General features: G+C 68.4%; 17 protein-coding genes. 8 read left to right on the top strand and 9 right to left on the bottom strand.

Features of this window, described 5'->3' with window-relative positions:
* Positions 1–80 precede the first annotated feature (80 nt).
* A complete protein-coding gene (locus EV192_RS22380; protein WP_132118458.1) occupies positions 81–1,181 on the top strand; it encodes a LacI family DNA-binding transcriptional regulator in 1,101 nt (366 codons plus the stop codon).
* A 3-nt stretch (positions 1,182–1,184) separates the two neighbouring features.
* Here the strand turns inward: EV192_RS22380 and EV192_RS22375 are convergent, their stop codons facing one another.
* Positions 1,185–1,853 (bottom strand): hypothetical protein, encoded by a 669-nt coding sequence (locus EV192_RS22375; protein ID WP_132118456.1) that lies wholly within the window; start codon positions 1,851–1,853, stop codon positions 1,185–1,187.
* A 130-nt stretch (positions 1,854–1,983) separates the two neighbouring features.
* On the opposite strand from EV192_RS22375, the gene EV192_RS22370 reads away from it, so the two are divergent.
* Positions 1,984–2,472, top strand: a complete 489-nt coding sequence (locus tag EV192_RS22370) for a beta-class carbonic anhydrase (protein ID WP_132118454.1) — start codon at positions 1,984–1,986, stop codon at positions 2,470–2,472.
* Positions 2,473–2,487: 15 nt separating this feature from the next.
* Positions 2,488–3,354 (top strand): HhH-GPD family protein, encoded by an 867-nt coding sequence (locus EV192_RS22365; RefSeq protein WP_132118452.1) that lies wholly within the window; start codon positions 2,488–2,490, stop codon positions 3,352–3,354.
* Positions 3,355–3,423: 69 nt separating this feature from the next.
* Here the strand turns inward: EV192_RS22365 and EV192_RS22360 are convergent, their stop codons facing one another.
* Positions 3,424–4,854 (bottom strand): M1 family metallopeptidase, encoded by a 1,431-nt coding sequence (locus EV192_RS22360; protein WP_132118450.1) that lies wholly within the window; start codon positions 4,852–4,854, stop codon positions 3,424–3,426.
* Positions 4,855–4,894: 40 nt separating this feature from the next.
* Here EV192_RS22360 and EV192_RS22355 point away from each other — a divergent pair, with 40 nt between their 5' ends.
* Positions 4,895–5,638, top strand: coding sequence for an alpha/beta fold hydrolase (locus EV192_RS22355; RefSeq protein WP_132118448.1), 744 nt, complete (start codon positions 4,895–4,897; stop codon positions 5,636–5,638).
* Here EV192_RS22355 and EV192_RS22350 read toward each other — a convergent pair.
* Complete coding sequence (locus tag EV192_RS22350; protein ID WP_132118446.1) at positions 5,631–6,137, bottom strand: 2'-5' RNA ligase family protein; 507 nt, start codon at positions 6,135–6,137, stop codon at positions 5,631–5,633. The genes EV192_RS22355 and EV192_RS22350 overlap by 8 nt on opposite strands.
* Positions 6,138–6,337: 200 nt before the next feature.
* On the opposite strand from EV192_RS22350, the gene EV192_RS22345 reads away from it, so the two are divergent.
* Positions 6,338–6,643 (top strand): antibiotic biosynthesis monooxygenase family protein, encoded by a 306-nt coding sequence (locus EV192_RS22345; RefSeq protein ID WP_132118444.1) that lies wholly within the window; start codon positions 6,338–6,340, stop codon positions 6,641–6,643.
* Positions 6,636–7,448, top strand: a complete 813-nt coding sequence (locus tag EV192_RS22340) for an SIR2 family NAD-dependent protein deacylase (RefSeq protein WP_243726999.1) — start codon at positions 6,636–6,638, stop codon at positions 7,446–7,448. The genes EV192_RS22345 and EV192_RS22340 overlap by 8 nt, the downstream gene beginning before the upstream one ends.
* On the opposite strand, the gene EV192_RS22335 is transcribed toward EV192_RS22340, so the two are convergent.
* Positions 7,432–8,418, bottom strand: coding sequence for an endonuclease/exonuclease/phosphatase family protein (locus EV192_RS22335; RefSeq protein WP_132118442.1), 987 nt, complete (start codon positions 8,416–8,418; stop codon positions 7,432–7,434). The two genes, EV192_RS22340 and EV192_RS22335, sit on opposite strands and share 17 nt — an antisense overlap.
* 75 nt (positions 8,419–8,493) lie before the next feature.
* On the opposite strand from EV192_RS22335, the gene EV192_RS22330 reads away from it, so the two are divergent.
* Together EV192_RS22330 and EV192_RS22325 are read left to right on the top strand one after the other, a co-directional pair.
* Positions 8,494–9,450: an ATP-binding cassette domain-containing protein gene (locus EV192_RS22330; protein WP_132118440.1), complete on the top strand. Its 957-nt coding sequence runs from the start codon at positions 8,494–8,496 to the stop codon at positions 9,448–9,450.
* Positions 9,447–10,244 (top strand): ABC transporter permease, encoded by a 798-nt coding sequence (locus EV192_RS22325; RefSeq protein WP_132118438.1) that lies wholly within the window; start codon positions 9,447–9,449, stop codon positions 10,242–10,244. Before EV192_RS22330 ends, EV192_RS22325 begins: the two co-directional genes overlap by 4 nt.
* Here EV192_RS22325 and EV192_RS22320 read toward each other — a convergent pair.
* The 5 genes from EV192_RS22320 to lysS all read right to left on the bottom strand — a co-directional run bounded on the left by EV192_RS22320 (position 10,241) and on the right by lysS (position 19,424).
* A complete protein-coding gene (locus EV192_RS22320; protein WP_132118436.1) occupies positions 10,241–13,375 on the bottom strand; it encodes an AfsR/SARP family transcriptional regulator in 3,135 nt (1,044 codons plus the stop codon). The two genes, EV192_RS22325 and EV192_RS22320, sit on opposite strands and share 4 nt — an antisense overlap.
* Before the next feature lie 100 nt (positions 13,376–13,475).
* Entirely contained in the window at positions 13,476–16,028 is a 2,553-nt protein-coding gene (locus EV192_RS22315) for an ATP-dependent Clp protease ATP-binding subunit (protein WP_132118434.1), read from the bottom strand.
* A 526-nt stretch (positions 16,029–16,554) separates the two neighbouring features.
* A complete protein-coding gene (locus EV192_RS22310; protein WP_132119718.1) occupies positions 16,555–17,361 on the bottom strand; it encodes an ABC transporter ATP-binding protein in 807 nt (268 codons plus the stop codon).
* A 134-nt stretch (positions 17,362–17,495) separates the two neighbouring features.
* A complete protein-coding gene (locus tag EV192_RS22305) occupies positions 17,496–17,849 on the bottom strand; it encodes a histone-like nucleoid-structuring protein Lsr2 (RefSeq protein WP_132118432.1) in 354 nt (117 codons plus the stop codon).
* A gap of 120 nt (positions 17,850–17,969) precedes the next feature.
* Positions 17,970–19,424 carry a lysine--tRNA ligase gene (gene lysS / locus EV192_RS22300; protein WP_132119716.1) on the bottom strand — a complete coding sequence of 485 codons (1,455 nt, stop codon included), beginning with the start codon at positions 19,422–19,424 and terminating at the stop codon, positions 17,970–17,972.
* Positions 19,425–19,512: the final 88 nt, after the last annotated feature.

Here is a 19,512-nt window from a genome sequence, read left to right as displayed (position 1 = left end):
TGACCTTGGGAAACAAAGACGTGATCTAGCACGCCGTCCCATGACTTCTCGTATTGGTTCTGAACCGTTACCGTCACCGCATGGCGCGGTCAATACATGTACGGCGACCGGCGACGCTCGCGTCGCTGGCGGCGGAACTGGGGGTCTCCCGGACCACGGTGTCCAACGCCTACAACCGGCCGGACCAGCTGTCTCCAGAGCTTCGCCGACGGGTGCTGGAGACCGCAAGGAGGTTGGGCTATCCCGGCCCCGATCCGGTGGCCCGCTCGCTGCGCACCCGCAAGGCGGGCGCGGTCGGCCTGCTGCTCACCGAGAACCTCTCCTACGCCTTCCGGGACCCCGCGGCACTGGGCTTCCTGGAGGGGTTAGCGCTCGCCTGCGAAGGCGCCGGCCAGGGGCTGCACCTCGTTCCGGTCAACCCGGAACGTGAGGACGTCGCGGCCGTGCACCGGGCGGGCGTGGACGGCTTCGTGGTCTATTCCGTGCCGGACGACGACCCGCACCTGGCCGCCGTGCTGTCCCGGCCGGTGCCGACGGTCGTCGCGGACCAGCCGCAGATCGACGGGGTCGACCGGGTCGGCATCGACGACCAGTCCGCGATCACCGTGCTGGCCCGGCACCTGATCAACCTCGGCCACCGCCGGATCGGCGTGGTCTGCATGCGCCTCGCGCGCGACCGCCACGACGACTTCGCGGCCGTCGAACGCCAGCAGAACGCCCATTTCCACGTCCAGCGGACCCGGCTGGGCGGCTTGGCGGCGGCGTTCCAGTCGGTCGGCGTCGACTGGGCGAACGTGCCCGTGGTGGAACGCTTCGACCACTCCAGCGCGATGGGCGCGTCCGCCGCGGCCCAACTGCTCGAAGCGGACTCCCAGATCACGGCCCTGATCTGCACGTCGGACATTCTCGCCCTGGGCGCGTTGACCGAGGCCAGGCGGCGCGGGCTTCGGGTGCCACAGGACATCACGGTCACCGGGTTCGACGGCATCGCCGAGGCCGAACGCGTCGGCCTGACCACGGTCCGCCAGCCAGTCCTGGAGAAGGGCAAAGCGGCTGGGCGGCTGCTGCTCAGCCCGTCCGAACGCACCCGCCCGCGCAGCATCACCCTGGAGACCGAGTTCATGCCCGGCGCCACCGCGGCCCCGCCGAAGACCGCCGAGGAACGCTGGTTCGGGCCCTGACCCTCAGGTGAGCACGATCGGCACCGGTGGGCTGGTCAACGCGCCCAGCCGGCCGATGACCGAGTACGTGCCCGCCTGGACCGTGGTCCGTTTCGTCGGGCAGCCGGGCGCGGACGTCCGGCCCGCCCACTTCACGTCGTATCCCAGCCCCTCGCCGGCCTGCACGACCTGCGACTCCGGCGGCAGCGTCGAGTGGTAGCAGTCGTTGCTGGACCACAGCCGGGTGACGCCGTCCTGGGTCATCACGACCACCTCGCGCAGTGACCGGCTGACGTCCCTGGTGCACGGCACCTCGCCCGCGTTGGTCAGCACCAGCCGCAACTCGGGACGCTGGCCGACCTTGTACTGCGGCGTGCCCACCTCGACCGTGACCCGCATCGCGCTGTCCGGGCACGGCTGGTTCGGGTCCGGCGGCGGAGTCGCGCTGGTCGCCGGCGTTGTCGGCGTCGGCGAGGGAGACGGTGACGTGGCACTGCCCGAGCCGCCCGACTGGGCCGGCGATGGACTGGAGGGCGGTTGCGAGTCGCGCACGTTGCCGCTGGTGCCGGCCACCGGGGGCGACCCCTCGCCGAAGAAGCCGCCGGCGGCCCAGCCAACGATCACCAGCGCGATCACCACGCCGCCGATGGCAACCATGCGCCGGCGCCAGTAGAGAGACGCCTGCTCACTCATAACGCGGAAAGTAACCCCAAGATCACCGCGCGCAGTGGATCTTACCGTCCCTCGATCGGGTCGTGTCGGAAATCGTGACGAGAACCAACCGACAATTGCCTGGACGACATATCCACGGTTCCATCGGACCATGAGCGCCATCGACGAGCTGTTGAGCCGTAATGCCGGTCTTACCGAGCGTGTTCTCGGTGACCGTTCGACCCCGCAGCCATCGCTCAAGGTCGCACTGCTGACCTGCATGGACGCCCGTATCCGGGTGTTCGCGATATTCGGCCTGCTGCAGGGTGAGGCCCATGTTCTGCGCAATGCCGGCGGCGTGGTCACCGACGACGTGATCCGCTCCCTGGCATTGAGCCAGCGAAAACTGGGCACCCGCGAAGTGATGATCGTCCAGCACACCAACTGCGGTCTGCAGACGGTGACCGAGGACGGATTCAAGGACGAGCTCGAAAAGGCGAGCGGGCTGCGGCCGACGTGGTCGGTGGAGGCATTCCGCGAAGTGAAGGACAGTGTGCGGACGTCCATGAACCGGGTGCGGCACGCGCCGTACCTGCTTTACACCGATGTCCGCGGTTTCGTCTACGACGTGCACACCGGCGGTCTCACCGAGGTCTTCTGACAGAATCCTGGCATCATGGATGATGCCCTGATCCTTTGGTACACCAAGAACAAACGCTCCCTGCCGTGGCGGGAGCCAGGCGTCACCGCGTGGGGTGTGCTGGTCAGCGAGATCATGCTGCAGCAGACCCCGGTCGCGCGGGTGGAGCCGATCTGGCTCGAGTGGATGGCACGCTGGCCGGTCCCGTCGGGGCTGGCCGCCGTCTCCCAGGGCGAGGTGGTCCGCGCCTGGGGCAAGCTCGGCTATCCCCGCCGCGCGCTCCGGTTGCACGCGGCCGCCGCCGAGATCGCCGCCCACCACAACGACATCGTCCCGTCCGATGTGGACACTCTGCTGGCGTTGCCGGGGATCGGCGACTACACCGCCCGCGCGGTCGCCGCGTTCGCCTACAGCAGGCGGGTTCCGGTCGTGGACACGAACGTGCGGCGAGTGGTCGCCCGAGCCGTGCACGGGGCCGGGGACGCGGGGCCGGCGTCGAACGCGCGGGACATGGCGGACGTCGAGGTCCTGTTGCCGGCGGCGGACGCGGAAGCCGCGCTGATGTCGATCGCGCTGATGGAGCTGGGTGCCATGGTGTGCACGGCCCGGACGCCGCGGTGCGTGGACTGCCCGATCTTCGGCTCGTGCGCGTGGCAGAAGGCGGGCCGGCCGGAGTACACCGGGCCGGCCAAGCCGGTGCAGCGGTTCGCCGGCACCGACCGGCAGGTGCGCGGGCTGTTGTTGGACGTGCTGCGGGACACGGACGGTCCGGTCACCCGGGCGCGGCTGGACGCGGTGTGGGCGGACTCGGGGCAGCGCGACCGGTGCCTGGACTCGCTGCTGGTGGACGGGCTGCTGGAGCAGACCGACGCGGGACTGTTCGCGCTGCCTGGGGAGCACTGACCCCGAACCTGGGGACAGAGCTGTGGATAACCCCTCATTCCTGTGGACAGCGCCTGTGGACAAACTCCGTCAGCCGCGCAGCGAACCCGGGTACAGGTACTGGTCGGCGGGGATCTTGTCCTGGTGGAACCAGGCGTCGAAGAACGGCCTGAGGTCCTGGTTCGGCACCAGCTTGCCGACGAACTCCTCGAACTGGGGCCAGGTCGCGGTGCCCTCCTTGTGCGCCGCCGGCCAGTCCTTCAACAGCTTGGCGAACGCGTCGTCGCCGATCTGCCTGCGCAGGGCGTGCATCGCCATCGGGCCCTTGTCGTACACGCCGTGGAACTCGTTCCCCGCGCCCATCCCGTAGAGCTTGTTCGACCAGAAGTCGACCTTGGACTTGTTGCCGGTGACCTGGTCCCGGTAGTGCTGGTCCAGGTTCTGGTGGTCCTTCGTCTCCGACCACAGCCAGGTGGCGTAGCTGGCGAAGCACTCGTTCAGGCAGATGTCCGTCCACCCGGCCACCGACACCGAGTCGCCGAACCACTGGTGGGCGTTCTCGTGGACGACCGTGGTCAGGTCGGTCCAGCGGGCGTAGATCGGACGGGTCTGGGTCTCCAGCGAGAACCGGATGTTCTCGTCGAGGAAGATCCCGCCGGCCGCGGACTGCGGGTAGGGCCCGAACTTCTCGGCCAGGAAGCCGAGGATCTCCGGCAGCCGGGCCTCGACGGCCTTCTTGTCCTCGGCGCCGGGCGCGAACGCGCTCACGACCGGGGTGCCGTCGGGCAGCGCGGACCGCTCGAACGTCCACTTGTCGATCCCGATCGTGGTCAGGTACGTGGCGACTTTGGTCGACTCCACCCAGTGGAACGTGGTCCAGCCGCCGTCCTGGGTGCTGGGCTCCTCGCGACCGTTCGAGATCACGCTCCACCCGGTCGGGACCTTCGCGGACAGCTTGAACGTGGCCTTGTCCATCGGATGGTCGTTGGCCGGGTACCAGAAGGACGCCGAATGCGGCTCGCCGGCCACGAAGGCACCGCCGGACTGCGTGGTCTGCCACCCGGTGGTGCCCAGCATGTCGTCGGACGACGTGGTCGGTTTGCCTGTGTACCTGACGCGGGCGTGGAAGACCGCGCCCTTGGCGATCGTCGCCGCCGGCGTGACCACCAGTTCGTGCTGGCCGGCTCGGGTGAACCGGGCGGCGGTGCCATCGATGTCCACCCCCGCCACGTCCAGGCCGGTGAGGTCCAGGTCGAACCGGCTCAGGTCCTGGGTCGCGCTCGCGGTGACCGTGGTGTCCCCGTCGAGATGCTGCGACGACGGGTCGTAGGTGATGGCCACGTCGTAGGCGGTGACGTCGTAGCCGCCGTTTCCGTCCTTCGGGTAGTACGGATCGCCGGCGCCGTCCGAGCCCGCGTTCGGCGCGGGCGGTGTCGGTGCTGGTGTCGGTGAACTGCTGGAACAGCCGACGACGGCCGAGCACGCCAAGGCGAGCAGAATGGCCAAGCGTGCGCGACTCATGCGGCTAAACCTAGCCAACCAGGGGATATGGGGAGGGTGAATGCGCCAGGTCGTCGACTTCGGCGGCAGCGGACAGGGCATCCTGCTGCTGCACGGCCTGATGGGCCGCGCGACCACATGGTGGCCCGTCGCCCAGTGGCTGACCCGCTACGGGCACGTCGTGGGCATCGACGCCCGCGCGCACGGCCGGAACCCGGTGCAGGAAGGACGGACCGAGGACTTCGTCGAAGACGCGGCAGCCGTCGTCCGGGACCTCGGGCCGTCGGTGGTCATCGGCCACTCGATGGGCGGGCTGCACGCCTGGGCCCTCGCCGCGACCCATCCGGACCTGGTCAAGGGCATCGTCGTGGAGGACATGGTGCCCGACCTGCGCGGCCGGACAGGCGACGTGTGGCGGGCGGTCTTCGACGCGTGGCCCACGCCGTTCCAGTCGTTGGCGCACGTCAAGGAGTTCTTCGGCGACTACGGCGACTACTTCGTCGAATGTTTCGAGGAACGCGCCGACGGCTACCACCTGATCGCCGACATCGACCGGCTCTTCGTCATCGCGGGCGAATGGGGCGAGACGGACTACTGGCCGCTCGTGGACAAGGTCCAGTGCCCCATGCTCGTGCTGGAAGGCGAACACGGCACGAACCCGCCCGGCCAGATGAGCCAGATGCCGGTCCGTGCGCCGGGCGGCGGCAAGCACGTCGTGGTCCCCGGCGCCGGGCACGTCATCCACCGGGACCGGCCGGACTTCTACCGGGGCGCGGTGGAGGCGTTCCTGTCCTCGCTCACCTGATCGTCTCGGTGTCCCCGGACTGCGTGTCGTAGATCACGACCTGGTCGACACCGGCCTCGATCCGGTCGACCGGGTGCAACGCGGCGAACCCGTCGACCATCTGCGGATGCGTGACACCCATCGCCAGCGTGCAGTGCGGCACCCACGAGCCGGGCAGGTAGTACGCGTGCGGCGACTGGACCCGGCCGGCGAGCACGTCATGGACGGCCGAGTGCACGGCCAGCAACTCGGCGTCCACGATCGCGCCCAGCATCAGGACGTTGTTGGTGTTCGGGAACGTGCCGAGGTTCGACAGCCACAGGTTCGGGATCGCGAGCGTGCGCAGTTCGTGCCGGAGCGCGTCCCTGGCCGCGCGCGGGATCGATTTGGCCATGGCGAACGTGACGTGCGGCGGCATGACGCGCTCCCCGCCGGCACCAGCCTGGTCGAGCCGACGCCACAGGGCCCGAACCGCACGGTCGGCCCCATCGTCGAAGTACACCGCCACCACGTGAGCCACCCGGCACATCATGCCGGGTCCCTAGGTCGGGTCTCGACGTCCCCGTTCGATGAGAGCTGGGATCGAGGTGGTTCCTGGCGTCGCCGCAGGAGCGCCCCAATACCTTAGTTGTATTCGGGCGTTTCGGCGGTGGCGCCAGGGACCACCTCGGCCCGGCTATCGCGGACGGGGACGTCGAGACCCGACCTACACTGGGACGCATGGCAGTGGTGAAGATCAACGCGATCGAGGTGCCCGAGGGTGCTGGGCCCGAACTGGAGAAGCGGTTCGCCGCGCGGGCGGCCTCGGTGAAAGACTCCCCTGGCTTCCTTGAGTTCAACCTGCTGCGGCCGGTCGCGGGCGAGAACAGGTACTTCGTGTACACGCGGTGGGAGACCGAGGAGGACTTCCAGGCCTGGGCGCGGGGTCGGGGCCAGCACGGCGGCGAAGGCCGGCCGAAGCCGGTGGCGACCGGGGCGAGCCTGCTGGAGTTCGAGGTCGTGCAGCACATCGCGGCCGGTGAATGACCTGGACCAGGCGGCCGACCTGATCGAACGCGCCGGGGCGGTCCTGGTGTGCGCGGGCGCGGGCATGGGCGTCGACTCAGGACTGCCGGATTTCCGTGGTGACGAAGGGTTCTGGCACGCGTACCCGCCGTACGCCCGGCTCGGCCTGCGGTTCGTCGAGCTGGCCGACCCGGTGCACTTCGCCGAGGATCCGCCGTTGGCATGGGGATTCTACGGCCATCGGCTCAACCTGTACCGGGAAACCGTGCCACACCAGGGCTTCCGGATACTGACCGGCTGGGGCCGGCCCATCCGGGTGTTCACGTCCAATGTGGATGGACAGTTCCAGTACGCGGGATTTCCGGCGGAGCATGTGGCCGAGGTGCACGGGTCGATCCACCACCTGCAGTGTTTCGACCACTGTGGACATCCGATCTGGCCGGTCACCGTCGATGTGCCGGTCGACCAGGAGACCATGCGCGCCACCGGCGACCTGCCCGCGTGCCCCGGATGCGCCGGCTTGGCCCGGCCCAACATCCTGATGTTCGGTGACTACGACTGGGATCCCACGCGCAGCGAAGCGATCCTGGCGAGCGTCTCGAAATGGCGGGCGGCCCAGGCGGACCTGGTGGTGATCGAGATCGGCGCGGGACACGCCGTGCCGACCGTGCGCCGGATGTCCGAACTGGCCTCGGCCCGGACCGGCGCGCTGATCCGGATCAACCCACGGGAGCCGGAAGTCCGGCACGGCCGGGGTGTGCCGCTCGCCATGGGCGCGCTCGCCGCACTGTCCGAATTGGACAAGCGAGTCAGTTCGGCAGCGTGATCCACGCCAGCACCGCCCGGTGGTCGCTGCCGGGCAAGTCCACCACTCGGTAGTCGTCGATCGCGGCGCGGTTGTCGACGAAGACGTGGTCGATGGTGACCGGCGGCGGCCACAGCCCGGCCGGCCACGTCGGCGTCAGCCCAGCGCCGCGCCGCTCGGCCGCGTCGACGTACCCGAGGTCGGTCAGCTTGCGCAGGCCCGGGTGGTCCAGCGTGCCGTTGAAGTCGCCGACCAGCAGCCGGGGCCGGACCTTGAACGCCGGCGGCGGCAGCCGGTCCAGCTCCTGCTTCCAGATCACCGCGTCGATCACCCCGGGCAGCGCGTGCACGACCTGAATGTCCGGGTCGATCAGGCCGGGCAGGTCGATGACCGCGGCCGGCTGCGCCATCACCGCCGGCGGGGTGATCTCCTCCTGCGTCAACGGGTACTTCGACGCCAGCCCGGACCCGGAGCCGCCACTCAGCGGCTGGAACAGCTGGTACGGCAACAACGCGTTGAGGCCGGCCCGGTGCAGGCGGTCGACCGCGTCCGGGGTGAGCTCCTGCAGGCTGAGCGCGTCGACGTTGTTGTCCCTGACCATAGTCACGATGGCGATCGGGTCCGCCTGGCCGAAGTACATGTTCGCGCTCATCACCGCGAGCTTCGGGCCGTGCGCCTCCGGTTGGGAGTGCGAGATCATCCTGGGCGCCACGGCCGCCGCGGTGATCAGGGCGACGCCCATCACGATCCCGCCGAAGACCCACCGGCGCATCAGCAGCCCGATCACGCCGAGTACCAGCCCGACCGCGGCGACGTACGGGGTCAGGGCGATCGCCGCGACGATGTACCGGTTGCCGCCCACCCCGAACAGCCGGAGAAACGCGAACGCCAGGAACGGCACACTGGGGATGACCAGCAGGATCATCCCCTTGCGGCCCCCTGGCCGGGGTCTCGCGGGTTGCTCGTCCGCCCGGGTGGCTGTCGCTGTCACACACTCAGCTTGCCCGAACTTGACTGACAGTGCGTTGTGCGTGGCCTGGCAGCGTGGCTGGGCACAGTGGCCACCATGTCAGGAGAAGACAACGCCATCGAGGCCGAGGGCCTGGTGAAACGATTCGGCGAGACGACCGCGCTCGGCGGTGTCGACCTGGTCGTGCCCACCGGCAAGATCCTCGGTGTGCTGGGGCCGAACGGCGCGGGCAAGACGACTGCCGTCCGGATCCTGGCGACACTGCTGCGACCCGACGCCGGGCACGCCCGCGTGGGCGGGTTCGACGTGGTCCGACAGTCCGTCGCGGTGCGCCAGCTGATCGGGCTGACCGGCCAGTACGCGTCCGTGGACGAGGACCTGTCCGGCCGGGAGAACCTGGTGATGATCGGCCGTCTGCTGGAGATGCCCAAGCCGGCCGCGCGGGCCCGCGCCAGCGAACTGCTGGACCAGTTCGAGCTGACCGACGCGGCCGACCGGTCGGTCAAGACGTACTCGGGCGGTATGCGCAGGCGGATCGACCTGGCGTCCAGCCTGGTCGGCCGGCCGCGGGTGCTGTACCTGGACGAGCCGACCACCGGCCTGGACCCGCACGCCCGCAACGAGGTCTGGGACATCGTCCGCAAGCTCGTCCGCGACGGGGTCACGGTCCTGCTGACCACGCAGTACCTGGAGGAGGCCGACCAGCTGGCCGACCGGATCACCGTGTTCGACCACGGCAAGGTGGTCGCCGACGGCCGCCCGGACGAGCTGAAGCGCAAGACCGGCGGGCAGACCCTGCAGGTCCGGCCCACGCTGGCCAGTGACATGGCCGCGACCGAACGGATCCTGGTCGATCTCACCGGCGTGCCACCGGTCCGCGACGACGACACGGGCCTGTTCACCACCCCGGCCGGCGACCCGATGTTGCTGTCCACATTGGTCAGAAAGCTGGACGAGGCCGGCATCACCGTGGACGAGCTGGCGCTCCGGCTGCCCAGCCTGGACGAGGCGTTCCTGGCCATCACCGGCGACCGCGAAGGAGCCGCGCCGTGACCACCGCCGTCGCACCGAACCACATCGGTCCACTGAGGACGATCCAGCACGGGCTCACGCTGTCCGCCAGGAGCGTCCGCAAGATCCGCAAGAACCCCGAGCAGCTGATCGACGTCACCCTGCAGCCGATCCTGATGCTGGTCATGTTCACGTACCTGTTCGGCGGCGCGATCGGCGGCGGCGACCGGGACGCCTACCTGCAGCTGCTGCTGCCCGGCGTGATGGTGCAGACCACCCTGTTCGCCAGCCTCGGCATCGGTGTCGCGCTGTGCACGGACATCAGCAAGGGCGTGTTCGACCGGTTCCGCAGCCTGCCGATCGCCCGGTCGGCGCCGCTGCTCGGCGCGGTGTTCGGCGACGTGATCCGCTATGCCACGTCACTGATCATCATGTTGGTGTTCGGGATGATCCTGGGGTTCCGGATCCACACCGACCCGTTGTCGGCCGTGCTGGACCTGCTGCTGATGATCGCGTTCGGCCTGTGCCTGTGCTGGGTGTCGGTGCTCGTCGGGATGCTGGTGAAGTCGCCGCAGGCGGTGCCGGGGGCGTTGATCGCGTTCATCCTGCCATTGACGTTCGCCAGCAACGTGTTCGTGCCGACGTCGACGCTGCCTGGTTGGCTGCAGGCGTTCACCGACGTCAACCCGGTGACGTTGCTGACCGAGGTGAACCGCGGCCTGCTCAACGGCGGCCCGGTGTCGGGTCCGCTGTTCGGCGCCCTGGCGTGGATGGTCGGGTTCGTCGTCGTGTTCTACCCGTTGGCCATGCGCGCCTACCGCCGCCGGGTGAGCTAGGCGTACAACCACGCGAGCGCTTCGGCTTGGGGAAGCCGTTGGGCCTCGGCCATCGCCTGCCGTTCCGGTTCGCCGAACCGGGACATCAGATCTCGGATGGCTGGCGACCCGCGGTCCACGGCGCCCCGCACGGCCGCGCTGACGCCCAGCAACCGGGCCGCCAGCGGCAGGTCGCCGTCGGCCGCCGCCGCGGCCGCCAACGCCTCACCCACGGAGGCGGTGCCCTGGTTGTCGGCCATGAAGCCGCTCTGGATCGCGGACAGGGCCGAACGGCCGAGCGCACGGGCCTCGGCCACCCTGCCCTCGTCGGCCAGCACCCACATCTCCACGCAGTCGACCCAGGACACCAGGTTGTCGGTCAAGGTGTGCCCCAGTGCCTCCGCGATCTCCCTGGCCACCACGAGGTGCTCCCTGGCCGCCACCAGGTCGCCGCGAGCCCTGGCGACCGCACCGAGCCGGCAGCGGATGGCGACGGTGACCGTGGGCTGGACCAGTTCCTCGCTGATCCGCAACACCTGCATGAGCTCACGCTCGGCGCCGTCGAGATCCCCGGCGCGGTGGAGTTGTTCGGCGATCCGGGCACAGGTCATCGGCGGGTTCGACAATGGCCCCATCTCGGCCTCCAGCTTCGCGGACTCGGTCATGTCCGCGATCGCGCCGGTGATGTCACCGCGGATCGACTTGATCTCACCCAGGCCGGACAGGCTCAGCATCAGCCCCCACCGGTCGCCGAGCCGGCGAAACGCGCGGACGCCGTGCCGGAACCACCGCTCGGCCCGGTCGAGATCGCCCAGGTTGATCACGATCATCGCGGCACAGGACGCGACCGCGGCACGCACCCAGGGATCCCGGTTGCGAAGGGTGCGCGCGAGGGACGCCACCGCCTCGGCATGGTCGCCCGCAAGCAAGTTCGCGATCGGCTCCAGCAGGACCAGCACGGGATAGCGCGACCCCGGCCCCAGTTCGCGGCACACGTCGATCATCTCGACCACGAGCGGACGGTCCGGGATGCCGAGATCTCCTGCCATCTCCAGGATCCGCACGGCCGCCTGGGCGTCCGGTGGAGCCTGCGCGGCGAGCGACTTCATGCGTTCCAACGGCAACGAGTGCTCCGACGACATGTCGGCGAACGCGCCCTGGCGCAACAGCCAGTACCACGTCCACGCGGCGCCGATCCGGAACGACGTGTCGCCGTCACCGCGGTCGACCGCGATCCGCAGCGCGGCAAGGATGTTCTGCCGGTCAGCGTCCATTGTGGCCAGATGGCCGAGCTGGTCCGGGCCGCGCAGCTTCGGTTCGAGCTCCTCGATCATGGCCAGCATGTACCCGGTGAACCTGGCCCGGACCTCGTCCGCGTCGACGAGCCGGGCGGCGGCGAACGCCCGGACGGTCTGCAGCATCCGGTATCTGGGCACACCGTCTGCGCCTTCGATGGCTTCGACGAGCGACTTCTCCACCAGGGACGCCAACACGTACAACACATCGGCCGACGGCAGGTCGTCACCCGCGCAGACCGCGGTCACCGCTTCCAAAGTGGCCCCGGTGGCGAACACCGAGAGCCGGCCGGCGAGCGTCCGTTCCGGCTCGCTCAGCAGACCCCAGCTCCACTCGACCACCGCGCCCAGCGTCTGGTGGCGTGGCAGGGACGTCCGGCTGCCGCCGGTCAACAGCCGGAACCGGTCGTCCAAGCGTTCCACGACCTGCCCGACCGTCATCGACCGCAGCCGCGCCGCGGCCAGTTCCAACGCCAGCGGCAGCCCGTCCAGCTGGCGGCAGATCGCCACCACCGCCGCGACGTTGTGCTCGTCCACAGTGAACCCGGGCCGGACCGCGACCGCCCGGTCCAGGAACAGCCGGACCGCGGCCCGTTCCATCGCCTGGTCGGGCGACGCCTGCTCGTCCGGCAGGTCCAGCGGCCCCACCGGCACAAGCGTTTCCCCGGTGATGGCAAGGGGTTCCCGGCTGGTGGCCATGATCCGCAGCGTCGGGCAGCCGGCCAACAGCGTGTCCGCCAGGTTCGCCGCCGCCGAGATCAGGTGCTCACAGTTGTCCAGCACCACCAGGTCCGCGCGGTTCTTCAGGGCGTCCACCAGGCGCGTGGTCACGTCCATGGTCTTGATGGTCCATATGCCAGGCCCGTCGGGCACCCGGATGTCGCCCAGGCCGAGCGCGGCGGCGAGCGCGACCGGAACGTCGACGGCCTCCCGCAGGCCGGCGAGGTGCACGAACCAGACCCGCCCGGTCACCCGGCCGGCGGCCTCGGTCGCCAGCCGGGTCTTGCCGACACCGCCCGGACCGACCAACGTGACCAGCCGGTCGTCGACCTTGCCCAGCTCAGCCAGTTCGGTGTGCCGCCCGACAAAGCTGGTCAACTGGGCGGGCAGGGCCGTGCCGGGCGTCTTCGCCGGCTTCTCCCGTAGCACGGCCAGGTGGATCTCCCGCAGCTGCGGCCCGGGATCGACACCGAGCTCGTCGGCGAGGGCACGTTTCACGGTCTCGAACGCGTTGATCGCGTCCGCCTGCCGGCCGACCCCGTGCAGGGCCTGGATCAGCAGGCCCGCCAGGCGTTCCCGCAGCGGATGCTCCCGGGTGAGCGCGTACAGCTCGACGATCACGTCGGCGTCCCGGCCGCGCCGGATGTCGGCGTCAACACGATCCTCAAGGGCGGTCAGCCGTTGCTCCGCGAGCCGGGCGACCGTGGGCCCGGCGAAGGGCGCGTCGGCGACGTCCACCAGCGCCGGCCCGCGCCACAAGTCCAGCGCCTCCCTGAGGACTTCGGCAGCCCGGTTGGTCTGGCCCTCGCGCAGCAGCCGGCCCCCCTCGGCGGCCAGCCGCTCGAACGTGTGCACGTCCACATCGGTGGCGGCCAACGAATAGCCGATCGAATGGGACTCCAACTGCTTGGCGATCCCGGCCTTGCGCAGCCTGGACACCAACGACTGCAAGGCGTTCGTCGCGTCGACCGGTGGCCGCTCGCCCCACAGGCCGTCGATCAGGGACTCGTTCGGCACGATCCGGCCGGCGTCCAGCGCGAGCCGGACCAGCAGCATGCGCAGCCGGATCCCGCCGACCTCGATCTCCCGGTCGGCGGCGTCCCGAAGGCTGAGCGGCCCCAACATCGCAACCCGCATGTGTCCAGCTTCCCAGATGTCAGTTTGTCACCCGCGCACACGAAGAGGGGCGGTTCCCTCGCGGGAGCCGCCCCTCTTCGTGTGCGTACGAACTACTGGATCAGTCCTCCAGGCCTTCGACGGCGTCGCTGGCGCTGGCGGATGTCGCCAGGTCGACCGGGGGTGAGTCCGGCACGTTGCGTGGCTTGGACGTGCCGCGGAAGACGAAGTGGGCCTTGTCGTCGGCGGTGCCTTCGCCTTCCCAGCCTTCCACGTCGCAGAGCACGATCTGGCCGGGTTCGACCTCGCCGAACAGGATCTTCTCCGAGAGCTGGTCCTCGATCTCCCGCTGGATCGTCCGCCGCAACGGCCGGGCACCCAACACCGGGTCGAACCCACGCTGCGCCAACAGGGCCTTCGCCTTGTCGGTCAACTCCAACGCCATGTCCTTGTTGCGCAGCTGACCCTCCACCCTGGTGATCATCAAATCCACCATCTTGATGATCTCCTCCCGGGTCAGCTGGTGGAACACCACGATGTCATCGATCCGGTTGAGGAACTCCGGCCGGAAATGCTTCTTCAGCTCATCCAGGACCTTCTGCTTCATCCGGTCGTAGTTGTTCGACTGCTCACCACCACCGGCGAACCCCAACGACACCGCCTTGGAGATGTCCTGGGTACCCAGGTTCGACGTGAAAATGATCACCGTGTTCTTGAAGTCCACCGTCCGGCCCTGACCATCAGTCAACCGGCCGTCTTCCAGGACCTGCAGGAGGGTGTTGTAGACCTCCTGGTGGGCCTTCTCGATCTCGTCGAACAGCACCACCGAGAACGGCTTACGCCGCACCTTCTCGGTCAGCTGACCGCCCTCCTCATACCCGACATACCCCGGAGGGGCACCGAACAGCCGGGACGCGGTGTACCGGTCGTGGAACTCGCCCATGTCGATCTGGATCAGCGCGTCGTCCTCACCGAACAAGAAATTGGCGAGGGCTTTGGACAGCTCGGTCTTGCCCACCCCGGACGGGCCAGCGAAAATGAACGACCCGGACGGCCGCTTCGGGTCCTTCAACCCGGCGCGGGTCCGGCGGATCGCCTTGGAGACGGCCTTGACCGCCTCCTCCTGGCCGATGATCCGCTTGTGGACCTCGTCCTCCATCCGCAACAGCCGGGTGGTCTCCTCCTCGGTCAGCTTGAACACCGGGATCCCGGTCCAGTGCGCCAGCACCTCGGCGATCTGCTCCTCGTCCACCTCGGCGACCACATCCAGGTCGCCGTCCTTCCACTGCTTCTCCCGCTCGGACTTCTGCCCCAGCAGCTGCTTCTCCTGATCCCGCAACTTCGCCGCCCGCTCGAAGTCCTGCGCGTCGATCGCCGACTCCTTCTCCCGACGCACATCCGCGATCTTCTCGTCAAACTCCCGCAAATCCGGCGGCGCGGTCATCCGCCGGATCCGCATCCGCGCCCCCGCCTCATCGATCAAATCGATCGCCTTGTCCGGCAGGAACCGGTCATTGATATACCGATCCGCCAACGTCGCCGCCTGCACCAGGGCGCCGTCGGTGATGGAGACCCGGTGGTGGGCCTCGTAGCGGTCCCGCAGGCCCTTGAGGATCTCGATGGTGTGCTCCAGGTTCGGCTCACCCACCTGGATCGGTTGGAACCGCCGCTCCAACGCGGGATCCTTCTCCACGTACTTGCGGTACTCCTCCAACGTGGTCGCCCCGATGGTCTGCAACTCACCCCGCGCCAACATCGGCTTCAAAATCGACGCCGCGTCGATCGCACCCTCCGCCGCCCCCGCACCCACCAGCGTGTGGATCTCGTCGATGAACAGGATGATGTCCCCGCGGGTCCGGATCTCCTTCAACACCTTCTTCAGGCGCTCCTCGAAATCACCCCGATACCGCGACCCGGCGACCAGAGAACCCAGGTCCAGGGTGTACAGCTGCTTGTCCTTCAACGTCTCGGGCACCTCGCCCTTGACCACCATCTGCGCCAAACCCTCAACCACCGCGGTCTTACCCACCCCGGGCTCACCGATCAACACCGGGTTGTTCTTCGTGCGCCGCGACAGCACCTGCATCACCCGCTCGATCTCCTTCGAGCGACCGATCACCGGATCCAGCTTGCCCTCCCGGGCACTGGCCGTGAGGTTGCGGCCGAACTGGTCCAACACCAGCGACGAGGACGGCGTGCCCTCACCCCGAGCGCCCGGCTCAGCCTCCGGCTTACCCTGATACCCCGACAGGAGCTGCAACACCTGCTGGCGGACCCGGTTCAAATCAGCGCCGAGTTTGACCAGCACCTGCGCGGCCACACCCTCACCCTCCCGGATCAACCCGAGCAGGATGTGCTCCGTCCCGATGTAGTTGTGCCCAAGCTGCAACGCCTCCCGCAGCGACAGCTCCAACACCTTCTTCGCCCGAGGCGTGAAGGGGATATGCCCACTCGGCGCATGCTGACCCTGGCCGATAATCTCCTCGACCTGCTGCCGCACGCCCTCCAACGCGATCCCCAGCGACTCGAGCGCCTTCGCCGCGACACCCTCACCCTCGTGGATCAAGCCCAGGAGGATGTGCTCGGTGCCGATGTAGTTGTGGTTGAGCATCCGGGCCTCTTCCTGGGCCAGGACAACCACCCGCCTCGCGCGGTCGGTGAACCTCTCGAACATTCGCACTCCCTGACTGCTGCGCCGGCGGCCCTAATCCCACCGAAGTTTTCCCGCTTGGTGGATTCAGCACCGTAGGACCACTGTAGTCGCCCAGCCCATCGCGCTCAGTGCCACGCGCGACCACAGATTGGTGACAGACCCGCTGCGCAGGTCACCGTCATCCCCAACATCCCTTACAACGTGCGGACACGGGTTCGGATTCCGGAAGATGGAACGTGTCCGCTGTCCGCGAACACGGCCCCACACCCGCGTGACCGCGGTCACACAATCACCCGTTCAGATCAGCCGACCAACCGATGACCAGACATACACGGCAGGCAACTCAAGGAGGCCCGCCTGGCCACGCCGACACCAGCCCCCGCTTGGCCGCGCCGGTCATTTACGCCCCAGAACACGCCCGACATCGCCCCAAGCCCAGCGGCGGCCAGCCCCGAGCGAAGATGTCGGTCGCGTGGGCTGGGGTGGAAATGACCGGCTTCAGGCGGCCAAGCCGTCCGAGCGAAGCGAGGACAATCGAACACTGCCATCAAACCCTATGGCGGGAGCCGATCGGGATGACCATCGGCGTGCCGGCCACCGGATCCGTCAGGATCTTGGCGTCCAGGTCGAACACGTCCCGCAGCAGGTCCTCGGTGAGCACGTCGTGCGGGTCGCCGTGGGCGACGATGTGACCCGCCCGCATGGCCACCAGCCGATCGGAGTACCTCGCCGCGAGGTTCAGGTCGTGCAACACCATGACGACGGTCGTGCCGCGGGTGGCGTGCAGGTGCTGGACCAGGTCGAGCACGTCCACCTGGTGGGCCAGGTCGAGGTACGTGATCGGCTCGTCGAGCAGCAGCAGGTCGGTCCCCTGGGCCAGGGTCATCGAGATCCACGCGCGCTGCCGCTGCCCGCCGGACAGTTCGTCGACGACGCGCTGGGCGTGCTCGTCCATGCCGGTGAGCTTCAGCGCGTCGGTCACCGCGGCCTCGTCCTCCACCGACCACTGCCGGTACCAGGTCTGGTGCGGGTGCCGGCCGCGGGCGACCAGGTCGGCCACGGTGAGGCCGTCCGGCGCGGACGGGGTCTGCGGCAGGAGGCCGACGGTCCGCGCGACCTGCTTGGTCGGCAGCTTGTCGATCCGTTTGCCGTCCAGCAGCACTTCACCCGACCGGGGCGACAGGAGCCGACCCAGCGCGCGCAGCAGCGTCGACTTGCCGCAGCCGTTCGGGCCGATCACCGACGTGACCGTGCCCTGCGGCACGTCCAGGTCGAGGTCGTCGACCACCAGTCGCTCGCCGTACCCGAGCCCGACCCCGCTCGCGCGTAACCGCACCGGGGTCTCCACCTGCATGCCTCCAGCCACCCCAGCAGCATAGCCTGTCCTCAGTTAGGCAAGCCTAACCGACGACCAAGGGCAGGTCAGGCCGTAAAAAGGCCCGTGGCGGGGCCACGGGCCGGTAAAGCCTTCGGTTTCGAGGCGGTAACTCAATCCCGGTTGTTGTGGTACGCCTCGGTGACTTCCTTCGGGATACGGCCGCGGTCGGATACTTTGTATCCCTTCTTCCGCGCCCACTCCCGAATAGCCTGGTTCTGGTCGCGGTCAACGGCCGCGGTCCGGGGCGGCCGGCCGGTCACCGGCGGCCTTCCGGGCGCACGCTTTCGGCCACCGGAACGACGCGCGTGATCCACGTAGTCGCTCAGCACCGACCTGAGCTTCTCAGCATTGCCCCCGGACAGGTCGATCTGGTACGAAACGCCGTCCAGCCCGAACTCGAGGGTCTCCTCGGCCTCTGAACCGTCAATGTCGTCGACGAGGGTCACGGTGACCTTCTGCGCCATACGTCGCCTCCTAGAGAAGAATGCTGGTGCGGATAGCTCGCGTGCCCGGCATGCAATCAATACTCTGTACGCGTACGGTAGCGCAAATCGACGACTTTCAACCAGCCGAACCCGCCTGTTTCATTCCGGCCGAACGATCGGGAACAGGATCGTCTCCCTGATGCCCAGTCCGGTCAGTGCCATCAACAGGCGGTCGATCCCGATTCCGACTCCACCACTGGGCGGCATTCCGTACTCCAGTGCGCGCAGAAAGTCCTCGTCCAACCGCATCGCCTCATCGTCGCCGGCAGCGCCCAACCTGGCCTGATCGGTCAGCCTTTGCCGTTCGACGACCGGATCGACCAGCTCGGAGTATCCGGTGCCGAGCTCGAAACCACGGATGTAGAGATCCCACTTTTCGGCCACCCCGGGCGTGTCGCGGTGCTCACGGGTCAGCGGCGAAGTCTCCACCGGGAAATCCCGGACGAAAGTGGGCGCGGTCAGGCCGTTGCCGACCAGGTGCTCCCACAGCTCCTCGACCAGCTTGCCGTGCCCGAGGTCGGGGGCCACCTCCAGGTCGTGTCCGTCGGCGTGCTTGCGCAGTTCCTCGACCGACGTCGCCGGCGTGACCGGCTCGCCGAGGGCCTCGGACAACGAGCCGTACATTGTCAGCGACGACCATTCACCGGAAAGGTCGTACTCGGTACCGTCCGCCCACGTGACCACCTGGCCGCCGAAAACGGTGTCCGCGGCCTCCTGGACCAGCTCACGGCTCAGTACCGCCATCGAGTCGTATGTGCCGTAAGCCTGGTAGAACTCCAGCATCGCGAACTCCGGCGAATGTGAGGAATCGCTGCCCTCATTGCGGAAGTTTCGGTTGATCTCGAACACCTTCTCGATCCCGCCGACCACGCACCGCTTCAGGTACAGCTCGGGCGCGATCCGGAGATACAGCTCGGTGTCGAAGGCGTTCGAGTGGGTCACGAACGGACGAGCGGTCGCACCGCCGTGCAGGGTCTGCAACATCGGCGTTTCGACCTCGGTGAACCCGCGCCGGTGGAAGCTTTCCCGCAATGATCGGATGACCGCCGCCCGGTTGCGGACCATGTCGCGGGCTTCCGGCCGCATGATGAGGTCGACATAACGCTGCCGAATACGAGTTTCCTCGGCCAACGCCTTGTAGGAGTTCGGCAGTGGCCGCAACGCCTTCGCGGCCATCCGCCACTCGTCGGCCATCACCGACAGCTCGCCGCGCTTGGACGTCACCACTTCGCCGTGCACGAAAACGTGATCACCCAGATCGACGTCCGACTTCCAGGCGGAAAGCGCTTCCTCGCCGACCTCGCGAAGGCTCAGCATCGCCTGCAGTTCGGTTCCGTCGCCTTCCCGGAGGGTGGCGAAGCAGAGCTTGCCGGTGTTCCGGATGAACATCACCCGACCGGTGACGCCGACCACATCGCCGGTGGACGATTCGGGCGGAAGGTCGGAATGTGTCGCGCGCACTTCGGCGAGGGAGTGCGTGCGCGGCAGTTCCACCGGATAGGGCTGCTTACCCTCCGCGAGCAGCCGTTCCCGCTTCTCCCGGCGGACACGCATCTGCTCGGGTAGCTCGTCGGGTTCCAACTCGTGCGATTCGTGCTGCTCAGTCACGGACGTAAAGCGTACGGAAAAGTGGTATGCGGCT

This window comes from Actinocrispum wychmicini, from assembly GCF_004345645.1.
GTDB lineage: Bacteria > Actinomycetota > Actinomycetes > Mycobacteriales > Pseudonocardiaceae > Kibdelosporangium > Kibdelosporangium wychmicini.
This window is presented reverse-complemented; position numbering and strand designations above follow the sequence as displayed.